The sequence below is a fragment of the Streptomyces sp. NPDC004134 genome, assembly GCF_042874195.1.
Lineage (GTDB): Bacteria > Actinomycetota > Actinomycetes > Streptomycetales > Streptomycetaceae > Streptomyces.
Window position 1 is genome coordinate 81229 of the sequence record NZ_JBIAMS010000023.1, and the last position, 19770, is coordinate 100998.

A 19770-nucleotide genomic window follows, 5' to 3' on the forward strand; every position below is an offset into this window, starting at 1 on the left:
CGGTGCGGTGCGGCTGCCCGGCGTCATCGCCGCGCTCGCTCAGCCGCTCGCCGCGAGGACCAGGGGCAGGACCGCCTCGGCGCCCGCCCGGCGCAGCAGCCGGGACGCGACGGCGAGGGTCCAGCCGGAGTCGGTGTAGTCGTCGACGAGCAGCACGGGGCCCGGGTTGTCCGCCAGGGCGGCGGCCAGTTCGCCGGCGACGGTGAAGGTGCCGCTCAGGGTGGCGAGCCGCTGCGCGGAGTTGCTACGGCGCACGGCGTGGCCGCCGTCCGGGTCCGCGTACTCCAGCGTGCCGAGGTACGGCAGCCGCCCGACGGCGGCGATGCCCCGGGCGAGCGAGTCGACCAGCAGCGGCCGGGTCGTGGACGCCACGGCGACGACGCCCACCGGCCGCGCCGGGGCGTCCGCCCCGCCTGCCGCCCAGCCGCCGGGCGAGCGCGCCCAGTCGGCGAGGACGTCGACCGCGGCCCGCAGCACGTCGTCCGGCACGGGTGCGTCGGGGGTGTCCGGCGCGAGCAGCGGCCGCAGCCTGTTGCCCCAGCCGATGTCGGAGAGGCGTCCCAGCGCCCGCCCGGAGGCGCCCTGCTCGCCGGCCGGGATACGGCCCTTGAGGTCGATCCCCAGCGCGGCCATGCCCGTCGGCCACATGCGACGCGGCTCGACCTCGGTCCCCGGCCGGTCCAGCTCCTTCTCGGCGCCCGTCAGCGCTTCCCCCGAGACACGCGCGTCGATCCACGGGCCCGCGCAGTTGTCGCACCGCCCGCACGGTGCCGCCCCCTCGTCGTCCAACTGCGCGCGCAGGAACTCCATGCGGCAGCCCGGCGTGCTCAGGTAGTCCCGCATGGCCTGCTGTTCGGCGGCGCGCTGCCGCGCCACCCACGCGTACCGCTCGGCGTCGTACTCCCACTCGCGGCCGGTGGCCGTCCAGCCGCCCTTGACCCGCCGGACCGCCCCGTCGACGTCGAGCACCTTGAGCATCGTCTCCAGCCGCGTCCGTCTGAGGTCGACGGCCGCCTCCAGGGCCGGGACGGACAGCGGGCGGCCGGCGTCGGCGAGCGCGGCGATGGTCTGGCGGACCTGCGCTTCGGGCGGGAAGGCGGTGTCGGCGAAGTAGCGCCAGATGGCCTCGTCCTCCCGGCCGGGCAGCAGCAGTACGTCGGCGTGGTCGACGCCGCGGCCGGCGCGGCCCACCTGCTGGTAGTACGCGATCGGCGAGGACGGCGAGCCGAGGTGCACGACGAAGCCGAGGTCCGGCTTGTCGAACCCCATGCCCAGTGCGGACGTCGCGACCAGCGCCTTGACCCGGTTCGCCAGCAGGTCCTCCTCGGCCTGCAGCCGGTCGGCGTTCTCCGTGCGCCCGGTGTACGAGGCCACGGGGAAGCCGCGCTGCCGCAGGAAGGCGGCGGCCTCCTCGGCGGCGGCGACGGTCAGCGCGTAGACGATCCCGGAGCCCGGCAGCTCGCCCAGGTGCTCGGCGAGCCAGGCGAGGCGGTGCGCCGCGTCGGGCAGCCGGACCACGCCGAGCCGCAGGCTCTCCCGGTCCAGCGGCCCGCGCAGCACCAGCGCCTCGCCGCCGCCGGTGCCGAGCTGCTCGGCGACGTCGGCGGTCACGCGCGCGTTCGCCGTCGCGGTGGTCGCCAGCACGGGCACGCCCTGGGGCAGGTCGGCGAGCATGGCGCGCAGCCGCCGGTAGTCGGGGCGGAAGTCGTGGCCCCAGTCGGAGATGCAGTGCGCCTCGTCGACGACGAGGAGGCCGGTCGTCGCGGCCAGCTCGGGCAGCAGCCGGTCGCGGAAGTCCACGGAGTTCAGCCGCTCGGGGCTGACGAGGAGCACGTCGGTCTCCCCGCGCTCGACCTCCTCGTGGATGGCGCCCCACTCCTCGGGGTTGGCCGAGTTGATCGTACGGGCCCGGATGCCGGCCCGCGCCGCGGCCTCGACCTGGTTGCGCATCAGCGCCAGCAGCGGCGACACGATCACCGTGGGGCCGCCGCCGCGGCGGCGCAGCAGCGCCGTGGCGACGAAATACACCGCCGACTTGCCCCAGCCGGTGCGCTGCACCACCAGCGCGCGGCGGCGCTCGCGCACGAGGGCGTCCACGGCCTGCCACTGGTCCTCCCGCAGCCGGGCCGTGCCGCCGGGGTCGCCGACGAGCCCGGCGAGAACGGCGTCGGCTTCGGCGCGCAGCTCCTGATCGTCCATGCCCCCATGCAACCCGATGGCACCGACAGTCAGCCACCTCACGCACGGTCATTGCTGCTGTTACGCAGTCGGTCAGCGGTTGGACAGCGGTCGGAAACCGGCTCGCCGACGGCCGCAAAGCAGCCTGTTCCGCGGCCCGCCGGCGGCCGGAGAAGATGGACCTGTCGACAATGCCGCATTGCCGCAGGCCAGTTCGGCGGGGAGAATTGAGGTTCGCTCCCAGCGCCGGCCCGGTCCCCCGGGCTGCTCGACGCTGCGCGCCCACGCCCGTTCGCCCCCGCCGTGCGTTCCGTACGCCCGCAGCCCCCAGGGAGGGCCCTTGGTCTTCGGCCCCGCCACCGGCGACACCGGCCCGTCCGGCCGCATCCTCGAACCTGCCGAGTGGGCCGCGGCCGGCATTCCGCTGCTGCGCAACCCCCGCGAGATCGTCACCGGCCTGCACACCCGCCACCGGCCATCGCCGCAGACGGCGGTGATCGCCGTGCTCGACCCCGACGAGCGGCTGCGTGCGAGCGCGTCGCTGGCGCGCCGCGACGCGGGCCGCCCGGAGGCCGCGCCCGACGGCTGGGACCTGCGCAACGCGCTGCTGGCCCGGCTCCGCCGGGTCATCCCGCACGACCTGCGCCGCCGCTTCCCGGTCCGTACGGCGGTGCTGCTGTACTGCCGCGCCGGGGACGCCGGCTGGACGGAGGAGGACGGCGCGTGGATGTGGGGGCTGCGGGACGCCTGCACGCTGCACGGGCTGCGCTGCGGGGCGTACATCACGCTCACCGGCGGCGGCTGGCAGGTGCTGGGCGAGGGCCGGGGTGGCCGCCGCCCGTACGCGGACGGGCCGCCGGTGGACGGGGAGTTCACCGCGGACGCCCCCGCCCGCGAGATCGGCACGGCCCCGGGCCCGCGGGCGCTGCAGCCGCCGGAGGCGGCGCAGCGGGAGGCGGACGCGGAACCGACCATCTCGTGGGCGGTCTGAGCCGCCCGCGCTCCGCCCGCGGGCGGAGCGCGGCGTTCAGGCCGAGACGCCCAGGACGCCGTTGATGTAGTCCGCGTCGCCGCAGAGGATCAGCAGCGCCGCGGCGCGCGTCATCGCCGCCGGCAGCGCCGCGGCCGTCGCGTCGTCTCCGCCGCCGTTGACGGCGACGACGACCACCGGCCGCCGGGCCAGCCGCTCGGAGGCTGCGGCGGAGGCGTAGAAGACGTCGTCCCCCGCGGCCTCCTGCGCCCAGTAGCCGTCCTCGCCGAACGACAACTCGTGCGCCGCCCACGGGTGCGGTTCGCCGGTGGTGAGGACGAGGATCTCGGCCGGCGCGCGGCCGGACTCCAGCAGCAGGTCGACGGCTTCGTCGGCGGCGTCGACGGCACCGTCGGGCGTCGCGGGGATCAGTTGGAGCTGCGGACCGGCGGCGGGCCTGCCCTGGCCGCCGGCGGGTGCGGGACGGGCGCCGGGCGCGGTGGCACCGGGGGCGCGGCCGCCGGGGCCGGAACGGGAGCCGCCACGCGGCCGTACGGGTCGGGGGCCTGGGATGGGACGAGGGGGCGCGCTGCGGCCCGGGACGCTCTCGTGGGTGGGAGAGTCCTCGGCAGGGAGAGGCATGGGCGCATGTCTATCAAATGGCTGTGACAAGCACATCAGCGGGTGGGCAACTGAAGCGAACTGGCGCTCGCACCCGGCCGCCCCCGCGGGAGGCACCGCGGCCCCGGCCGCGGGCCCCGGACGTCAGATGTCCAGCCCCAACTGCCCGGCCGCTTCCAGCTCCGCGGCCTCGGGCGCGATGCGCGGGCGCTTCAGGTGCTGCCACTTGTCGAGCCCGTCCATGTACGCCCAGGAGAGCCGGTGCAGATCGGTGGGCCCGTACTCCTGGAGGGCGGTCCGGTGCACGGGCGAGGGGTAGCCGGCGTTGTCCCCGAACGCGTACGGCTCGTACCCGGCCCGCGCGGCGCCCAGTTCGGCCATACGCGCGTCGCGGTGGACCTTGGCCAGCACGGACGCGGCGGCGACGGCGACGCACGACTGGTCGCCCTTGATCACCGTACGGACCCGCCAGGGCGCCCCGAGATAGTCGTGCTTGCCGTCCAGGATCACCGCGTCCGGCCGTACGGGCAGCGCGTCCAGCGCCCGGCCCGCGGCGAGCCGCAGGCACGCCGTCATGCCAAGCTCGTCGATCTCCCGCGACGAGGCGTGGCCCAGCGCGTGCGCGGTGACCCACCCCTTCAGCTCGGCGGCCAGTTCCTCGCGCCGCTTGACCGTCAACAGCTTGGAGTCGGTGAGCCCTTCGGGCGCGCGGCGCAGGCCGGTGACGGCCGCGCACACGGTGACGGGGCCTGCCCACGCACCCCTGCCGACCTCGTCGACGCCCGCGACGACCTTGGCGCCGGTGGTGGCGCGCAGGGAGCGCTCGACGCGGTGGGTGGGCGGCTCGTAGGGACTCACAAGGTCAGCTTACGACCCGGCCCCGGCCCGGCCGGCGCGCACCCGCGCGGGGGTGCCGGCGGCCGCGCGGTTCCCCGGCAGCGGGGCGGCCCGCCGCGCTCACTGCCCTTGCAGCAGCGGGACCATCACCTGGTCGACCAGTTCGTCCATGTCCTTGTCGCTGAGGTCCCGGCCGGTGGTCTTGTGCCGGTACATCATCATCGCCGGCAGCACGTCGAGCACCAGGTCCCCGTTCACCTCGGGCCGCACGTCCCCGCGCTCGACCCCGCGGCGCAGCAGTTCCGCGATGAGCTCCTTGCCGGGGTCGATGATCTGCCCCATGATCACCTCGTGGAACTGCTCGGCCTGCTCGCGGTCGCACTCGTCGAGCACCGCACGCAGCGCCTGCCCGCCGCTGGAGTACATCCGGTCGCGCAGCGCCCGGCAGAACTCGGTGAGGTCGGCCCGCAGGCTGCCCCGGTCGGGCTGCGTCTCCAGGGGCGGCACCCCGGCCCGTAGCGCGTCCTGGACGAGCTCCGACTTCGACGCCCAGCGCCGGTAGACGGCCGCCTTCCCGGTCTGCGCGCGGGCGGCGACGCCCTCGATCGTCAGTCCTTTCCAGCCGGCGACACCCAGTTGCTCGAGCGCGGCGTCCAGGATGGCGCGCTCGAGTACGTCGCCTCGGCGGCGCATGCCCTGGCTCCGGCCGGTTTCGGTGCACGCTCCGGGAGCGGTCCGGCGCGAACTACCCATATCGGTCTCTCCGTAAGCGGCCATAGTGAACGCTTGCGTTCCTTCGCGAGGGCTCTTACGCTCAACTCATCCAGTGAACGCCACCGTTCACTCTCTCACACGCATGGGGAACACGGTGACTGCCTCCCAATTAGCGAACGAGCAGGGAAAGGGCAAGGCTCCGCGCGCCGACCAGCGCAACATGGCGCTGTTCGTGATCGCGGCCTGCCAGCTCATGGTCGTGCTCGATGTGTCGGTCGTGAACATCGCGCTTCCGCACATCCAGAACTCCCTCGACTTCTCCACCACGGGCCTGACCTGGGTCGTCAGCGCGTACACACTCACCTTCGGCGGCCTGCTCCTCCTCGGCGGCCGGGCCGGGGACATCCTCGGCCGCCGCCGCGTGCTCGTCTTCGGCATCGCGATCTTCATCGCGGCCTCGCTGCTCGGCGGCTTCGCGCAGGAGCCGTGGCACCTGCTCGTGGCGCGCGCCGTGCAGGGCGCGGGCGCCGCCATCGCCTCCCCCACCTCGCTGGCGCTCGTCACCACCACGTTCCCCGAAGGCCCCGAGCGGAACCGGGCGTTCGGCGTGTTCGCGGCGGTCTCCGCGGCCGGCGGCGCGATCGGCCTGCTGGCCGGCGGCATGCTCACCGAGTGGCTCAACTGGCGCTGGGTGCTCTTCGTCAACGTGCCCATCGGCCTGCTGATCATCCTCGCCGTCCCGCTGTACATCAACGAATCCGAGCGGCACGCGGGACGCTTCGACATCTCCGGCGCACTGACGTCCACCGCCGGCATGGCGGCGCTCGTCTACGGGTTCATCCGCGCCGCCGAGGAGGGCTGGCGGGACAGTCTGTCGATCGGCTCGTTCGCGGCGGCCGCGATCCTGCTCGTGACGTTCGTCTTCGTGGAGAGCCGCGCCAAGGACCCCATCACGCCGCTGAAGATGTTCGCCGACCGCAACCGCTCCGGTTCGTACGTGATCATGCTGAGCCTGGCGGCCGCCCTGTTCGGCATCTTCTTCTACCTGGTGCTGTTCGTGCAGAACGTCCTGGAGTACAGCCCGATCAAGGCGGGCGTGGCGTTCCTGCCGATCTCGGTGGCCATCGTCGCCAGCGCCGGGCTCGTGCAGAAGTTCCTGCCGGTGCTCGGGCCCAAGCCGTTCGTGATCGGCGGCTCGTCCATGACCGCGGTCGCGCTGGCCTGGATGGTGCTGCTGGACACCGACAGCTCGTTCCTGGGCGGGGTGTTCGGACCCGAGGTCGTCTTCGGCTTCGGCATGGGCATGAACTTCGTGACCCTCACCATCACCGCCGTCTCCGGCGTCGCGCAGGACCAGGCGGGCGCCGCCTCCGGTCTGCTCAACGCCACGCAGCAGGTGGGCGGTTCGCTCGGCCTGGCCATCCTGACCACCGTGTACGGCACGGCCAGCAGGGACGAGGCGGAGAAGCAGATACCGGCGTTCATGGACAAGGCGTCGCCGGAGCAGATAGCGGGCTTCGAGAAGTCCGGCGAGCTGCCGCCGCCGTGGAGCAAGGAGGTGCTCACGGTGGGCATGTCCCAGGCGTTCGTCGCCGCCACGGTCATGGTGGTGTTCGCCGTGATCATCGCCGTGGTGGCCATCAAGGTGCGCAAGGCGGAGATCGAGGCGCTGTCCGGCATGGCCGGACCGGGCGCGGGCTGACGCGGCGCTTCCGGACGCCGGTGGCCCCGTCAGTGGCGGGGCGGGGTCACCGGATACGGCGCTCCCGGGGAACCCACTCCGGCAGCGGCTCCACGTGCCTTACCCACGCCGCCGGGGGCGCTCCGGCGGACGCGCCCGCGAGCACGCCGCCGACGATCGCGCACGTGGTGTCCACATCCCCGCCGGCCTGCACCGTGGCCCAGAAGGCACCCGTGAAGTCACCGAGGTGCCGGGCGGCCGACCACAGGGCGAACGGCACGGTGTCGTGCGCGGTGGTGCGGCGGCCGTTGCCCAGCACGGCGGCGACGGTGGCGACGTCGTCGTAGTCGAGCATGTCCCGCGCCCGGCGCAGCCCTTGGGCGACGGCGCTGCGCGGCACGAGCGCGATCACCTGGTCGAGCAGGGCGGCACCGTCGGGGCCCGAGGTGCCGTCCGCCGGGCCCGCCGCGGTACCACCGGGCCGATCGGCGGCCAGCGCGGCGGCCGCGGCCACCGCCATGCAGCCGGTGACGGCTTCGCGGTGCTGGTGGGTGACGTACGCGGAGACCTCCGCCTGCCGTACCGCCTCCTGGACATCCCCCGCGTACCAGGCGCCCAGCGGCGCCACCCGCATCGCCGCGCCGTTGCCCCACGAACCCTGGCCGTCGAAGAGGGCGGCGGCGAGCCGCCGCCAGTCCTCCCCTTCACGCACCTGCCCGAGGATCCGGTTCACCGTGCGCCCGTAGCCGCGGGGGCCGCCGGCGTTCTGCCGGCCGGCGAACGAGGCCGCCAGCGCGTCCTGTTCGACGCGGCCGTGCGCGGCGAGCACCGCCACCACCGACGCCGCCATCTCCGTGTCGTCGGTCCACCGCCACGGCGCGGGCGGCAGCTCACGGCGGGCCAGGAGCGGGAAGCTGCCGGGCTCGGAGTAGCGGGCGCCGAGGGCGTCGCCGACGGCCAGCCCGCGCAGGCTCGCGAGGGCGCGTACGAGGCGCGCGTCGGGCTCCCGCGCGCCCGGGCCTTCCGGCGCGCGAGCGCCCCGGCCGGGGCCGGCCGCCGCGGCCGTGTCCCGGGCCGGATCCGGGGCGGTGCCCGGAGCCGCGGACGGGTCCGGGGACGGGTCCGGCGGCGGGGCGGAAGCGGGGTCCGGTGTCATCTCGGGCACAGCGTAGCGGCCGGGCATCCGGTCACACGGTCCAGGACTCCACGAGATCGACCACGTCCCCCGCCAGCGCCGCCACGTCCGCAGCGGTCTGCGCGCGCAGCGCCAGGCGCTCCACCCGCTCCTCGCGGTACTTGCCGTGCTCCGCCTTCGCCCACCACAGCGACAGCACCAGGAACTCGGCCTCCCCCGACTGCCCCAGCACCCCCCGCAGCATCCCCGGCGACCCGGCCATCGCCGGGTTCCACACCTTCTCCTGCATCAGCGTGAAGTGCTCCACCCGCTCCTCGTGCACCCGGCAGTGCGCGAGCCGCATCACGTCGGCGCCCTCGAACCGGGGCTCGAAGCCCGTCTTCACGTCCATCCGGTACTCGAAGAGCCGCACCCGCATGTCGCGGAACGTGCCGAGCTGGGCCGCGGCGAGCCGGTCGTGGGAGCGGGCCATGAAGGAGTCGTACAGCGCGCGGCTCTCCCAGAAGGCAATGAGGTGCACCACACCCTCACGCGCCCGGCTCCAGCCCCCGCCCTGCCCGAGGAAGCCCGGTTCGCCGGGCAGCCCCGCCCACTTCCGCTGCCCCCGCTCGAAACCCCGGCGGTCCACCACGGTGCAGCGAATCCACTTGACCAGCACCGCGCTATCTTATGGCCTGGTTCAGCGGCGATCACCGGCGTGCGAGCGCCAGTTCACGCCCCCTGGCCGCCGGTCACCGCCGCGACGATCTCCACTTCCAGCAGCGCGCCGTCCCGGAAGAGGCGGGAGACCTCGACGGTGGTGCTGGACGGCGGCGGGCCGGAGAAGTACCCGCGCCGCACTTCGGCGTACTCGGCGAGCAGGCCCATATCGGTGACGAACGAGCGGATGTTCACGACGTCCGCGAGGGTGCCGCCGTGGGCGGCGAGGATCGCCGCCAGGCTCTCCATCACGTGCCGGGCCTGCGCGCGCATGTCCCCGGGGCCGACGACCCGCCCGTCGGCGTCCAGCGCGACCTGCCCGGAGACGAAGAGCAGGGCGTCGTCGCCGCCGAGACCGAGGCGTACGACGTGGGAGAAGTTGCCCGCGGGCGGCGGGACGGCGGCGGGGTTGTCGAAGGTCTTCTGCAGCGTCATGTGCCGGAACGCTAGGCGGGCGGCTACTCATCTGACCAACGAATGTCTCGCATGCATACGATGCGGAGACCGCATGCCTTGTCCGACCCCGGGAGCCGTTGTATGGACACCGTCTGGCTGGAGGTCTTCCGCGCCGTCGCCCGCCACGGCTCCTTCACCGCCGCGGGCACCGAACTGGGCTTCACTCAGTCCGCGGTGTCCCGGCAGATCGCCTCGCTGGAAGCGGAGTTCGGCGCGCCGCTCTTCGACCGGCTGCCCCGCGGCGTACGGCTCACCGAGCAGGGCCGCCACGCCCTCGGCCACGCCGGGGCCGCCCTCGACCGTCTCGCCGACGCCCGCCGCGACCTCGCCGCCCTCGACCGGCTGGCGGCCGGGCGGCTGCGGCTCGGCTCCTTCGCCACCGCGGACGCCGCCCTCGTACCCCGCGCGCTGGCCGCCTTCGCCGCCGACCACCCGGGCGTACGCGTGACGCACGTCGAGGGCTACAGCCGCGATCACGTCGCCGCGCTGGCGGCCGGCGGGCTGGACCTGGCGCTGGTGTCGGGCTACCCGGAGCAGGTGGCGGCGTACGAAGGGGTGGAACTGACGCACCTGCTCGACGACCCGGTACTCGTCGCGCTGCCCACCGGCCACCGGCTGGCCGGGACCACCCGCCCGCTGCGGCTCGCGGACCTGGCCGGCGAGAGCTGGGTCGCGGGCAGCCAGGCGCCGGAGGAGACGCTGATCAGCGCCTGCCTGCGGCAGGGCTTCCGGCCGCGTATCGACTACGTGGCCCGCGAGTGGACGGCGAAGTTCGGCTTCGTCGCGGCCGGCCTGGGCCTCACCCTCGTCCCCGCCCTCGCCGCCGAAGCCCTCCCCCCGGGCGTGATCCTCGCCCCCCTCCACCCCGAGGACGCCCCCACCCGCACGGTCCACACAGCCACCCCCCGCACCACCGGCCCCCCGTCGGTCAGGGGCTTCCTCCCGTACCTGCACCGGGCAGCCGCCGCGACAAGGACCTGAAACCCGCCGGACCGCCGGCGGGAAGGGCCTCTCACCCCGTAGTTCACCGGAACGTACGTCCGGCATGCCCCGGAAATCGCCGGAGGGGACCGGCCGGTGGCCGGTCCCCTCCGGGACGTGCGGTCAGCTTGCCAGGCGGGTCACGCCGGGCATCCGCCCGGCGTGGGACCCGGCCGGGTTAGCTGCAGCCGCTGGTCGAGCCGCAGCCCTCGCAGATGTAGCAGCTTCCCGCCCGCTGCATCTTCGTGCCGCAGGAGAAGCACAGCGGCGCGTCCGCCTGGATGCCGAGCTGCATCTCCACCAGCTCCGCCGAGGTGTGCGCCTCCTGCGGGGCCGGCTTGGCCTGCTCCATCGTCACCGGCGGGGTCGGCAGCGGCGCCGGCTCGCGGGGGGCGGACTGGGCCAGGCCCTCGACGTCCAGCTCCTCGTCCGTCGGCTCGTACGAACCCGTCTCCAGGTGCCGCTCGCGCTCCTCCGCCGAGTGGATGCCCAGCGCCGAGCGGGTCTCGAACGGCAGGAAGTCCAGCGCCAGGCGGCGGAAGATGTAGTCGACGATCGACTGCGCCATCCGCACGTCCGGGTCGTCCGTCATGCCCGCGGGCTCGAAGCGCATGTTCGTGAACTTCGAGACGTACGTCTCCAGCGGCACCCCGTACTGCAGGCCCACCGAGACCGCGATCGAGAAGGCGTCCATCATGCCCGCGAGGGTCGAGCCCTGCTTCGACATCTTCAGGAACACCTCGCCCAGCCCGTCGTCCGGGTAGGAGTTGGCGGTCATGTAGCCCTCGGCGCCGCCGACCGTGAAGGACGTGGTGATGCCCGGGCGGCCCTTGGGGAGGCGGCGGCGCACCGGACGGTACTCGACGACCTTCTCCACGGCCTCGCGGATGGTCTCCTCCGCCTTGTCGGCGGCCTTGTCGGCCTCCTTCTTCTTCGCCGACAGCGGCTGGCCGACCTTGCAGTTGTCACGGTAGATGGCGAGTGCCTTGAGCCCCAGCTTCCAGCCCTCGTAGTAGACCTCTTCGATCTCTTCGACCGTGGCCTTCTCCGGCATGTTCACCGTCTTGGAGATGGCACCCGAGAGGAACGGCTGAGCGGCGGCCATCATCCGGACGTGGCCCATCGGGGAGATGGCCCGGTCGCCCATGGCGCAGTCGAAGATCTCGTAGTGCTCCAGCCGCAGCCCGGGGGCGTCGATGACGCTCCCGTGCTCGGCGATGTGCGCCACGATCGCCTCGATCTGCTCCTCCTGGTACCCCAGCCGCTTCAGCGCCATCGGCACCGTCTGGTTGACGATCTGCATGGAGCCGCCGCCGACCAGCTTCTTGAACTTCACCAGCGCCAGGTCCGGCTCGATGCCCGTCGTGTCGCACGACATCGCCAGGCCGATGGTCCCGGTCGGGGCCAGCACCGACGCCTGGGCGTTGCGGTAGCCGTGCTTGTCGCCGAGGCGGACCACGTCCTGCCAGGCTTCGGTGGCGGCGGCCCAGACGGGGGTGTCCAGGTCGTCCATGCGCTTGGCCGTGCCGTTGGCGTCCGCGTGCTGCTGCATGACGCGCTTGTGGGCGGTGGCGTTGCGGGCGTAGCCGTCGTACGCGCCGACCGCGGCGGCGAGGTGCGCGGAGCGCTTGTACGCGGTGCCGGTCATCAGGGAGGTGATGGCACCGGCGAGGGCGCGGCCGCCGTCGGAGTCGTAGGCGTGGCCGGTGGCCATGAGCAGGGCGCCCAGGTTGGCGTAGCCGATGCCGAGCTGGCGGAAGGCGCGGGTGTTCTCGGCGATCTTCTGGGTGGGGAAGTCGGCGAAGGAGATGGAGATGTCCATCGCCGTGATGACGAGCTCGACGACCTTGGCGAAGCGCTCGACCTCGAAGCTCTGCCGGCCGTCGGCGTCCTGCTTGAGGAACTTCATCAGGTTCAGCGAGGCGAGGTTGCACGAGGTGTTGTCCAGGTGCATGTACTCGCTGCACGGGTTGGAGGCGGTGATACGGCCCGACTCCGGCGCGGTGTGCCAGTGGTTGATGGTGTCGTCGTACTGGATGCCGGGGTCGGCGCAGGCCCACGCGGCCTCGGCCAGTTGCCGGAACAGCTTCTTCGCGCCGATCTCCTCGATGACCTCGCCGGTCATCCGGGCGCGCAGGCCGAACTGCTCGTCGTTCTCGACGGCCTTCATGAAGTCGTCGGTGACACGCACGGAGTTGTTGGCGTTCTGGTACTGCACGGAGGTGATGTCGTCGCCGCCGAGGTCCATGTCGAAGCCCGCGTCGCGCAAGGCGCGGATCTTCTCCTCTTCCTTGACCTTGGTCTCGATGAACGCCTCGATGTCGGGGTGGTCGACGTCGAGCACGACCATCTTCGCCGCGCGCCGGGTGGCGCCGCCGGACTTGATGGTGCCGGCGGAGGCGTCCGCGCCGCGCATGAAGGAGACCGGTCCCGAGGCGTTGCCGCCGGAGGAGAGCAGCTCCTTGCTGGAGCGGATACGGGAGAGGTTGAGGCCCGCGCCCGAACCGCCCTTGAAGATCATCCCCTCTTCCTTGTACCAGTCGAGGATCGACTCCATGGAGTCGTCGACGGAGAGGATGAAGCAGGCGCTGACCTGCTGGGGCTGCGGGGTGCCGACGTTGAACCACACGGGCGAGTTGAAGCTGAAGATCTGGTGCAGCAGAGCGTAGGTCAGCTCGTGCTCGAAGATCTCGGCGTCCGCGGGCGAGGCGAAGTACCTGTGGTCCTCGCCGGCCTTGCGGTACGTCTTCACGATCCGGTCGACGACCTGCTTGAGGCTGGTCTCCCGCTTGGGGGTGCCCACCGCACCGCGGAAGTACTTGCTCGTGACGATGTTGACGGCGTTGGCCTCCCAGAACTCGGGAAACTCCACGCCGCGCTGCTCGAAGTTGACCGAACCGTCGCGCCAGTTGGTCATGACGACGTCACGGCGAGCCCACTCCACCTCGTCGTACGGGTGCGTACCGGGGGTGGTGTGGATCCGCTCGATGCGCAGGCCCTTGTTCCCCTTGGCGCCGCCCTTTCGGGTACTGCGCGCCGGGCCGCTCGTCGTCTCTGTCATGCCGCCTCCCTATACGGGCGTGAACGCCCTGATGTGCCCGCATCTTCCCGGGCACGGTTCCTGTTCTTGATCTGCTTGTTCCGCAGGCGGACGGCGCGCTGCGCCGCGCACCGGCCGGGTGTGGATGACGGGTGGCCCGCGGTGGGCGTCAGCCGGCCGCTCTGCCGGGTGACGGGACTCCGGGGGCCTCGCCGCGGCCCGGACTGCGGCCGGGGCCGGGCGCGCCGGGGTCGCCCGGCGCGGGAGGTGGGGCCTGGTCGTCCTGTCCGTCTGGGCCGCCGCTGTCGGCGGGGGGCCTGTCCGCGGTCCGCAACTGCGTGATGGCGTCGTCGAAGTCCTCGAGGGAGTCGAAGGCGCGGTAGACGGAGGCGAAGCGCAGGTAGGCGACGAGATCGAGATCCTGCAGCGGGCCCAGCATGGCGAGCCCGACGTCGTGGCTGGAGACCTCGGCACTGCCGGTGGCCCGGATCGCCTCCTCGACCCGCTGGCCGAGCTGGGCCAGCGCGTCTTCGGTGACGGGGCGGCCCTGGCAGGCCTTGCGGACGCCCGTGATCACCTTGGCGCGGCTGAAGGGCTCGGTGACCCCGCTGCGCTTGATGACCATGAGGGACGCGGTCTCCACCGTGGTGAAGCGGCGCGAGCAGTCGGGGCACTGCCGGCGGCGGCGGATTGCTGCGCCGTCGTCGGTGGTGCGGCTGTCGACGACCCGGCTGTCGGGGTGCCTGCAGAAGGGGCAGTGCATCGCTCTCCACCCTCCCCTTCTCGCGCACGGCACGTCGGTCCGGCGGCCCCCCGCGGCCCGCCGGAGCAGACCGCAATCATATGGGATGCCCTTCCGCTGAGAGGAAGGGGACCACAACTTGTGGGCTGCTGACACCCATCTAACCACTAGATCTGGGGTTTGGCTGCCATTGAGAGCCGAGAGCGTGTTGCCGCGCCACGAGACCGGGCGGGGCGCGGGAGGGGGCACCGCGCGGGACATCGGCAGCCTACGTGAGCGCGCGGACCGCGACACGGGAGGGGCATGGGTGACAAGCTGGACGGCAGCCCCGCGGGACGGGCCGGCACACGGCACCCCGCGGCGACGGGCCGGTACAGGGCGGGCGGTCGCGGCCCTCAGCCATCAGCCAGCGCTTTACACCCAGTTGATGGACCACGGAAGTGAAACCGAAATTTTTCACTCGAACGTGTGTTTGGCGCAACCTTTCGAAAGCAACTACCGTTGGTCCTACGAGAGAGAGACCCGTCTCGAGAGGGGCCCGCCGACGTGACCACTACCGCAGACACCACAGCCATCGCCGCCCACGAACGGCCCCAGCAGGCAGCAGAGCCGCAGCTCGCGCCGCCTTCCGGGGACGGGCGTGAGGGCGAGGCGCAGCCACCCAAGCGCTCCATGCCCGGGCGCCCCCCGGGCATCAGGGCCGACAGCTCGGGCCTGACCGAGCGGCAGCGCCGGGTCATCGAGGTCATTCGCGACTCGGTGCAGCGCCGTGGCTACCCGCCGTCGATGCGCGAGATCGGGCAGGCCGTCGGCCTCTCGTCCACCTCGTCGGTGGCGCACCAGCTCATGGCCCTGGAGCGCAAGGGCTTCCTGCGCCGGGATCCGCACCGGCCGCGGGCGTACGAGGTGCGCGGCGCGGACACCCCCACCACCCAGGCCGCCACCGACACCACCGGCAAGCCCGCCGCGTCGTACGTGCCGCTCGTCGGCCGGATCGCCGCCGGTGGCCCGATCCTCGCCGAGGAATCGGTCGAGGACGTGTTCCCGCTGCCGCGGCAGCTCGTCGGCGACGGCGAGCTGTTCGTGCTGAAGGTCGTCGGTGACTCGATGATCGACGCGGCGATCTGCGACGGCGACTGGGTCGCGGTGCGCCGCCAGCCGGTCGCCGAGAACGGCGACATCGTCGCCGCGATGCTGGACGGCGAGGCCACGGTCAAGCGGTTCAAGCGCGAGGACGGCCACGTGTGGCTGCTCCCTCACAACGCGGCGTACCAGCCGATTCCCGGCGACGAGGCGACGATCCTCGGCAAGGTCGTCGCGGTCCTCCGCCGGGTCTGACACCCGGCACGGCATATCCGGCCCGGGACCTGGCCCCCGGGCCGTCGCCTCGCGCGGCGCGGAGTGTCGCGAACCGGCCGCGGCGGCGGCCGGACACGCGCGCACGGCGGAGGCACGGCCTCGCGTACGACACCGGTACGCGCGGCGGGAACGGGTGGCGAGGACACCGCCCCCGGCCCGCACACGGGTCCGTACGACTCCGGACCGCTCAGGTCTGCCGGGCCAGGCACATCACGGCAGCACAGAGCCACCCCCTGCCCGTCCGGCGCTGCCACGCCGGGGCAACTCGGCCCGCCCAAGGGCCGTTTCCGACGCCCGGCCGGGGCAGCCACGGGCGTCTTCGGTCCTTCGCCGCTCAGTCCGCCAGCAGGTCCTCGGCGTCCTCGCCCTCCGCCTCCAGCGCCTCGCGGACGACCCGGATCGCCAGCCCCTCCCCGTACCCCCGGCGGGCCAGCATGCCCGCGAGGCGACGGATGCGCTTGTCGCGGTCCAGGCCGCGGGTGGCGCGGAGCTTACGGGCGACCAGCTCGCGGGCCGTCTCCTCCTCGGTGTCCGCGTCGAGCCGGCCCACCGCCTCGTCGACCACCGGGGCCGCCACGCCCCGGGTGCGCAGTTCGCGCGCGAGCGCGCGGCGGGCGAGACCCCGGCCGTGGTGCCGGGACTCCACCCAGGCGCCGGCGAACGCCGCGTCGTCGATCAGCCCGGCCGCTTCGAGGCGGTCGAGCACGGCTTCCGCGGCCTCGGCGTCGACGTCACGCTTGGCCAGCGCGTCCGCGAGCTGCTTGCGGGTGCGCGGCGACCCGGTGAGCAGGCGCAGGCAGATCGCCCGCGCCCGTTCCTCCGGGCTGAGCGACGTCTCCCGCACCCGGTCCTCGGACGGCTCCCGCCGGCCCCGCGAGCGCCCCCGCCGGGAGGCCCCGCCGCGCCCGGACCGGCCCGGGGACCCCGGTCCGCCGTAGCCGTCCGGGTCCTCGTCCTCTGGCCCGTACCCCCCGTCCTCAGTCCTGGCACCTTCGGGCCCGGTCCCTTCGCCGTACGCCGCCGGGCCGTGCCCGCCCCACCGCCGGCGCCCGCCCGGCGGGGCGGCGCCGTCCTCCGGGCCGCCCCCGAACGGCGGGCGGCCGTCGTCCGGGGGCGGGAGCGGCCAGTCGGTGCGTCGGACCACGGGTCAGCTCTTGGCCGCGGCCTTGGCCGCCTTCGCGGTCTTGGCCGGCGCCGGCACCGTCTTCTTGGCCGCGGGGGCGGCAGGGTCCGCGGAGGCCGCAGCGTCCGCGGGACCGGCCGCCGCGTCCGCACCCGGCTCGCCCTCCGGGTCCTCCTGCTTCGGGCCGATACCCAGCTTCGCCTTGATCCGCCTCTCGATCTCGTCGGCCAGGTCGGGGTTGTCCTTCAGGAACGTCCGCGCGTTCTCCTTGCCCTGGCCGAGCTGGTCGCCCTCGTGCGTGTACCAGGCGCCGGACTTGCGGATGAAGCCGTGCTCCACGCCCATGTCGATCAGGCCGCCCTCGCGGCTGATGCCCTGCCCGTAGAGGATGTCGAACTCGGCCTGCTTGAAGGGCGGCGCGACCTTGTTCTTCACGACCTTCACCCGCGTGCGGTTGCCGACGGGCTCCGTGCCGTCCTTGAGCGTCTCGATGCGCCGGATGTCCAGCCGCACCGAGGCGTAGAACTTCAGCGCCTTGCCGCCGGTGGTGGTCTCGGGCGAGCCGAACATCACGCCGATCTTCTCGCGCAACTGGTTGATGAAGATCGCGGTGGTCTTCGACTGGTTCAGCGCGCTGGTGATCTTCCGCAGGGCCTGGCTCATCAGCCGGGCCTGGAGGCCGACGTGGGAGTCGCCCATCTCGCCCTCGATCTCCGCGCGCGGCACGAGGGCCGCGACCGAGTCGATGACGATCAGGTCGAGCGCGCCGGAGCGGACGAGCATGTCCACGATCTCCAGCGCCTGTTCGCCGTTGTCGGGCTGGGAGAGGATGAGGGAGTCGATGTCGACGCCGAGCTTCTTCGCGTACTCCGGGTCGAGGGCGTGCTCCGCGTCGACGAACGCGACCGTGCCGCCGGCCCGCTGCGCGTTGGCCACCGCGTGCAGCGTCAGGGTCGTCTTGCCGGAGGACTCCGGCCCGTACACCTCCACCACGCGGCCGCGCGGCAGGCCGCCCACACCGAGGGCCACGTCCAGCGCGGTCGACCCGGTGGGGATGACTTCCACGGGCTCGTTCGGCCGCTCGCCGAGACGCATCACGGCGCCCTTGCCGAATTGCCGTTCAATCTGGGCGAGTGCGGCGTCGAGCGCCTTCTCGCGGTCAGTCGCTGCCATGGGTTCCACCCGGGATGTCTGAGTCGATCGCTTCACGTCCACGACGCTAGCGCCTGCCACTGACAACGCGCCTCGCGTCGGCCCGGCCTGGGGAGAACCCGGGCCGAACCCCCATGGGAACCCATGTTCGATTTAGCTGTCAACCCGCACCGCCGGACCCGTCCGCCCCGTGCGTTTCCCGTGTCCTGCGCGGTCCCGCCGCATCGAAACGCCGTGGCCGCCCCGGCCCGGCGCCGCATAGGTTCGGCCGCATGGCCGACGACTGTTTCGCGCATCCACGGCTCGCCGCGATCTACGACCCGCTCCACCCCGACCGCGCCGATCTCGACACGTACCTGCGGCTCACGGACGAGTTCGGCGCCCGCCGGGTGCTGGACATCGGCTGCGGCACGGGGGTGTTCGCGCTCCTCCTAGCCGCCCGCGGGATCGATGTCGTCGGCGTCGATCCCGCCCGGGCGTCCGTCGACGTCGCCCGGGCCAAACCGGACGGCGGGCGAGTCCGCTGGATCTGCGGTGACGCGACCGCCCTCCCGCCGCTGCGGGCCGACCTCGCGACGATGACGGCGAACGTCGCCCAGGCGATCGCCGATCCGCAGGCGTGGAGCGGGACCCTGCGCGGGGCTCACGCAGCCCTGCGGCCCGGCGGGCACCTGGTCTTCGAGACCCGGGACCCGGCCCGGCGCGCCTGGGAGGAGTGGACCCGCGAGCGCTCCTCGCGCGTGACGGAGATCCCGGGCATCGGCTCCGTCGCGAGCCGGGTCGAGCTGATCGAGGTGGACCTGCCGCTGGTGACCTTCCGCTGGACATACGAGTTCGCCGCCGACGGCCAGGTGCTGACCTCGGACTCGACGCTGCGCTTCCGCGAGCGGGAGGAGGTCGAGCAGGACCTGGCCGCCCACGGCTACGCGGTGGAGGACGTCCGGGACGCGCCCGACCGGCCGGGAAGGGAGTTCGTGTTCCTGGCCCGGCGTCCGTGACCGGCGGACGCCCGTCGCCCACGGATCTCATCGGCCCAGGACGGCTCCGGCCTAGGGCTTCTCCTGCCGGTAGTAGCGGGCCGCGCCCTCGTGCAGCTCCAGCGGGTCGGTGAAGACCGCCGTGCGCAGGTCGACCCGCTGGGCGGCGTGCACCACGCGGCCGATCCGGTCCCGGTCCCGTATCACCGTGCTGGTCACGCTCTCCGTCAGCCGGGGGTCCTCCCGGTCGGTGGTGACCAGCAGGTTCGCCACCGCGAGCGTCGGCACGGCGGTGTCGCGCTGGACCGTGGGGTAGGCGTCGGGCGGCATGACCGCGGCGCGGTAGTAGCGGGCCAGTTCGCCCTGGGCGTGGAGGGGGCCGAGGAGGTCGCCGAGGGGTACGAGTTCGATCTCGGTCTGCCGCGCCAGCCGCTCGACGGCGTCCGTGGGCAGGCCGCCGGACCAGAAGAAGGCGTCGATCTCCCGGTCGCGCAGGAGTTCCGGCATCGTGTCGAGGCCCTCGCGTACCGCCGTCACGTCCTCGTCGAAGTCGAGCCCGGCCGCCGACAGGAGCCGCCGGGTGATCAGTTGGACGCCGGAGCCGTCCTCGCCGACGCCGACCTTGAGGCCGCGCAGGTCGGCGGTGTGCCGGACGGGCGAGTCGCGCAGCACGACGAGCTGCATGTAGTCGTCGTAGAGCCGGGCCACCGCGCGCAGCCCCTGCCAGCCGGGCAGCCGGTCGCGGCGGTACGTGGCCACGGAGTCGGCGGTGGCTACGGCGAAGTCGGCGCGGCCCGCGGTGACCTTGCGCAGGTTGTCGATGGAGCCCTGGCTGGTGTGCAGGCGTACGTCGAGGTCCGGCTCGTCCCTGGCGAGTCCTTCGCGCAGCAGCCGCCCGTACTCCGCGTAGACCCCGGAGCGCACCCCCGTCGCGAAGACCACCTTCCCCGCCGGGCTGCCGCCGCCGCCCAGCGGGAGCAGCCACCACAGGAGCAGCCCGAGCACGGCCGCCGTCGCCACGGCGGCCTGCAGTGCTCGGCGCCTGCCGAGGCGGCGCGGGATGAAGGGGACCACGCGGCGATCCTGCCAAACGGGGGCCCCGCAC

At 73.4% G+C, this 19770-nt stretch carries 17 protein-coding genes; 5 read left to right on the plus strand and 12 right to left on the minus strand.

The window, feature by feature from the left end:
- Positions 1 to 39 precede the first annotated feature (39 nt).
- On the minus strand, positions 40 to 2199 hold the full coding sequence (locus ACFYVJ_RS25940; RefSeq protein ID WP_388895933.1) for a RecQ family ATP-dependent DNA helicase: 2160 nt from the start codon (positions 2197 to 2199) through the stop codon (positions 40 to 42).
- A 319-nt stretch (positions 2200 to 2518) separates the two neighbouring features.
- On the opposite strand from ACFYVJ_RS25940, the gene ACFYVJ_RS25945 reads away from it, so the two are divergent.
- A complete protein-coding gene (locus ACFYVJ_RS25945; protein ID WP_388895936.1) occupies positions 2519 to 3169 on the plus strand; it encodes a hypothetical protein in 651 nt (216 codons plus the stop codon).
- A gap of 36 nt (positions 3170 to 3205) precedes the next feature.
- Here the strand turns inward: ACFYVJ_RS25945 and ACFYVJ_RS25950 are convergent, their stop codons facing one another.
- The 3 genes from ACFYVJ_RS25950 to ACFYVJ_RS25960 all read right to left on the minus strand — a co-directional run bounded on the left by ACFYVJ_RS25950 (position 3206) and on the right by ACFYVJ_RS25960 (position 5359).
- Entirely contained in the window at positions 3206 to 3790 is a 585-nt protein-coding gene (locus tag ACFYVJ_RS25950) for a hypothetical protein (protein ID WP_388895939.1), read from the minus strand.
- Between the two features lie 123 nt (positions 3791 to 3913).
- Positions 3914 to 4627 (minus strand): ribonuclease HII, encoded by a 714-nt coding sequence (locus tag ACFYVJ_RS25955; RefSeq protein ID WP_388895941.1) that lies wholly within the window; start codon positions 4625 to 4627, stop codon positions 3914 to 3916.
- A gap of 99 nt (positions 4628 to 4726) precedes the next feature.
- Entirely contained in the window at positions 4727 to 5359 is a 633-nt protein-coding gene (locus ACFYVJ_RS25960) for a TetR/AcrR family transcriptional regulator (RefSeq protein ID WP_388895944.1), read from the minus strand.
- Between the two features lie 115 nt (positions 5360 to 5474).
- On the opposite strand from ACFYVJ_RS25960, the gene ACFYVJ_RS25965 reads away from it, so the two are divergent.
- A complete protein-coding gene (locus ACFYVJ_RS25965) occupies positions 5475 to 7022 on the plus strand; it encodes an MFS transporter (RefSeq protein WP_388895947.1) in 1548 nt (515 codons plus the stop codon).
- A 46-nt stretch (positions 7023 to 7068) separates the two neighbouring features.
- Here the strand turns inward: ACFYVJ_RS25965 and ACFYVJ_RS25970 are convergent, their stop codons facing one another.
- From ACFYVJ_RS25970 to ACFYVJ_RS25980, 3 genes are read right to left on the minus strand one after another with little or no spacing between them, the layout of a single operon-like run.
- Entirely contained in the window at positions 7069 to 8157 is a 1089-nt protein-coding gene (locus tag ACFYVJ_RS25970; RefSeq protein WP_388895949.1) for an ADP-ribosylglycohydrolase family protein, read from the minus strand.
- A 31-nt stretch (positions 8158 to 8188) separates the two neighbouring features.
- Entirely contained in the window at positions 8189 to 8794 is a 606-nt protein-coding gene (locus ACFYVJ_RS25975) for a YdbC family protein (RefSeq protein WP_388895951.1), read from the minus strand.
- A gap of 53 nt (positions 8795 to 8847) precedes the next feature.
- Positions 8848 to 9270, minus strand: a complete 423-nt coding sequence (locus ACFYVJ_RS25980; protein ID WP_326798905.1) for a RidA family protein — start codon at positions 9268 to 9270, stop codon at positions 8848 to 8850.
- A 102-nt stretch (positions 9271 to 9372) separates the two neighbouring features.
- Here ACFYVJ_RS25980 and ACFYVJ_RS25985 point away from each other — a divergent pair, with 102 nt between their 5' ends.
- Entirely contained in the window at positions 9373 to 10272 is a 900-nt protein-coding gene (locus tag ACFYVJ_RS25985) for a LysR family transcriptional regulator (protein ID WP_388895954.1), read from the plus strand.
- 178 nt (positions 10273 to 10450) lie between these two features.
- Here ACFYVJ_RS25985 and ACFYVJ_RS25990 read toward each other — a convergent pair whose 3' ends face one another.
- Both ACFYVJ_RS25990 and nrdR read right to left on the minus strand, forming a co-directional pair.
- On the minus strand, positions 10451 to 13333 hold the full coding sequence (locus ACFYVJ_RS25990; protein WP_388895956.1) for a vitamin B12-dependent ribonucleotide reductase: 2883 nt from the start codon (positions 13331 to 13333) through the stop codon (positions 10451 to 10453).
- 148 nt (positions 13334 to 13481) lie between these two features.
- Entirely contained in the window at positions 13482 to 14075 is a 594-nt protein-coding gene (nrdR, locus tag ACFYVJ_RS25995) for a transcriptional regulator NrdR (RefSeq protein WP_388895959.1), read from the minus strand.
- Positions 14076 to 14600: 525 nt separating this feature from the next.
- Between nrdR and lexA the strand changes: the two genes are divergently transcribed.
- A complete protein-coding gene (gene lexA / locus ACFYVJ_RS26000) occupies positions 14601 to 15392 on the plus strand; it encodes a transcriptional repressor LexA (RefSeq protein WP_388895962.1) in 792 nt (263 codons plus the stop codon).
- A gap of 355 nt (positions 15393 to 15747) precedes the next feature.
- On the opposite strand, the gene recX is transcribed toward lexA, so the two are convergent.
- Together recX and recA are read right to left on the minus strand one after the other, a co-directional pair.
- The gene (gene recX / locus ACFYVJ_RS26005; protein ID WP_388895965.1) at positions 15748 to 16557 is read right to left on the minus strand and encodes a recombination regulator RecX; all 810 of its coding nucleotides are present in this window, start codon (positions 16555 to 16557) and stop codon (positions 15748 to 15750) included.
- Positions 16558 to 16560: 3 nt separating this feature from the next.
- Entirely contained in the window at positions 16561 to 17709 is a 1149-nt protein-coding gene (gene recA, locus ACFYVJ_RS26010; protein ID WP_388895968.1) for a recombinase RecA, read from the minus strand.
- A gap of 251 nt (positions 17710 to 17960) precedes the next feature.
- Between recA and ACFYVJ_RS26015 the strand changes: the two genes are divergently transcribed.
- Positions 17961 to 18686, plus strand: coding sequence for a class I SAM-dependent methyltransferase (locus ACFYVJ_RS26015; protein ID WP_388895971.1), 726 nt, complete (start codon positions 17961 to 17963; stop codon positions 18684 to 18686).
- Positions 18687 to 18737: 51 nt separating this feature from the next.
- Here ACFYVJ_RS26015 and ACFYVJ_RS26020 read toward each other — a convergent pair whose 3' ends face one another.
- Positions 18738 to 19739, minus strand: a complete 1002-nt coding sequence (locus tag ACFYVJ_RS26020; RefSeq protein WP_388895974.1) for a TAXI family TRAP transporter solute-binding subunit — start codon at positions 19737 to 19739, stop codon at positions 18738 to 18740.
- Between the last annotated feature and the right edge of the window lie 31 nt (positions 19740 to 19770).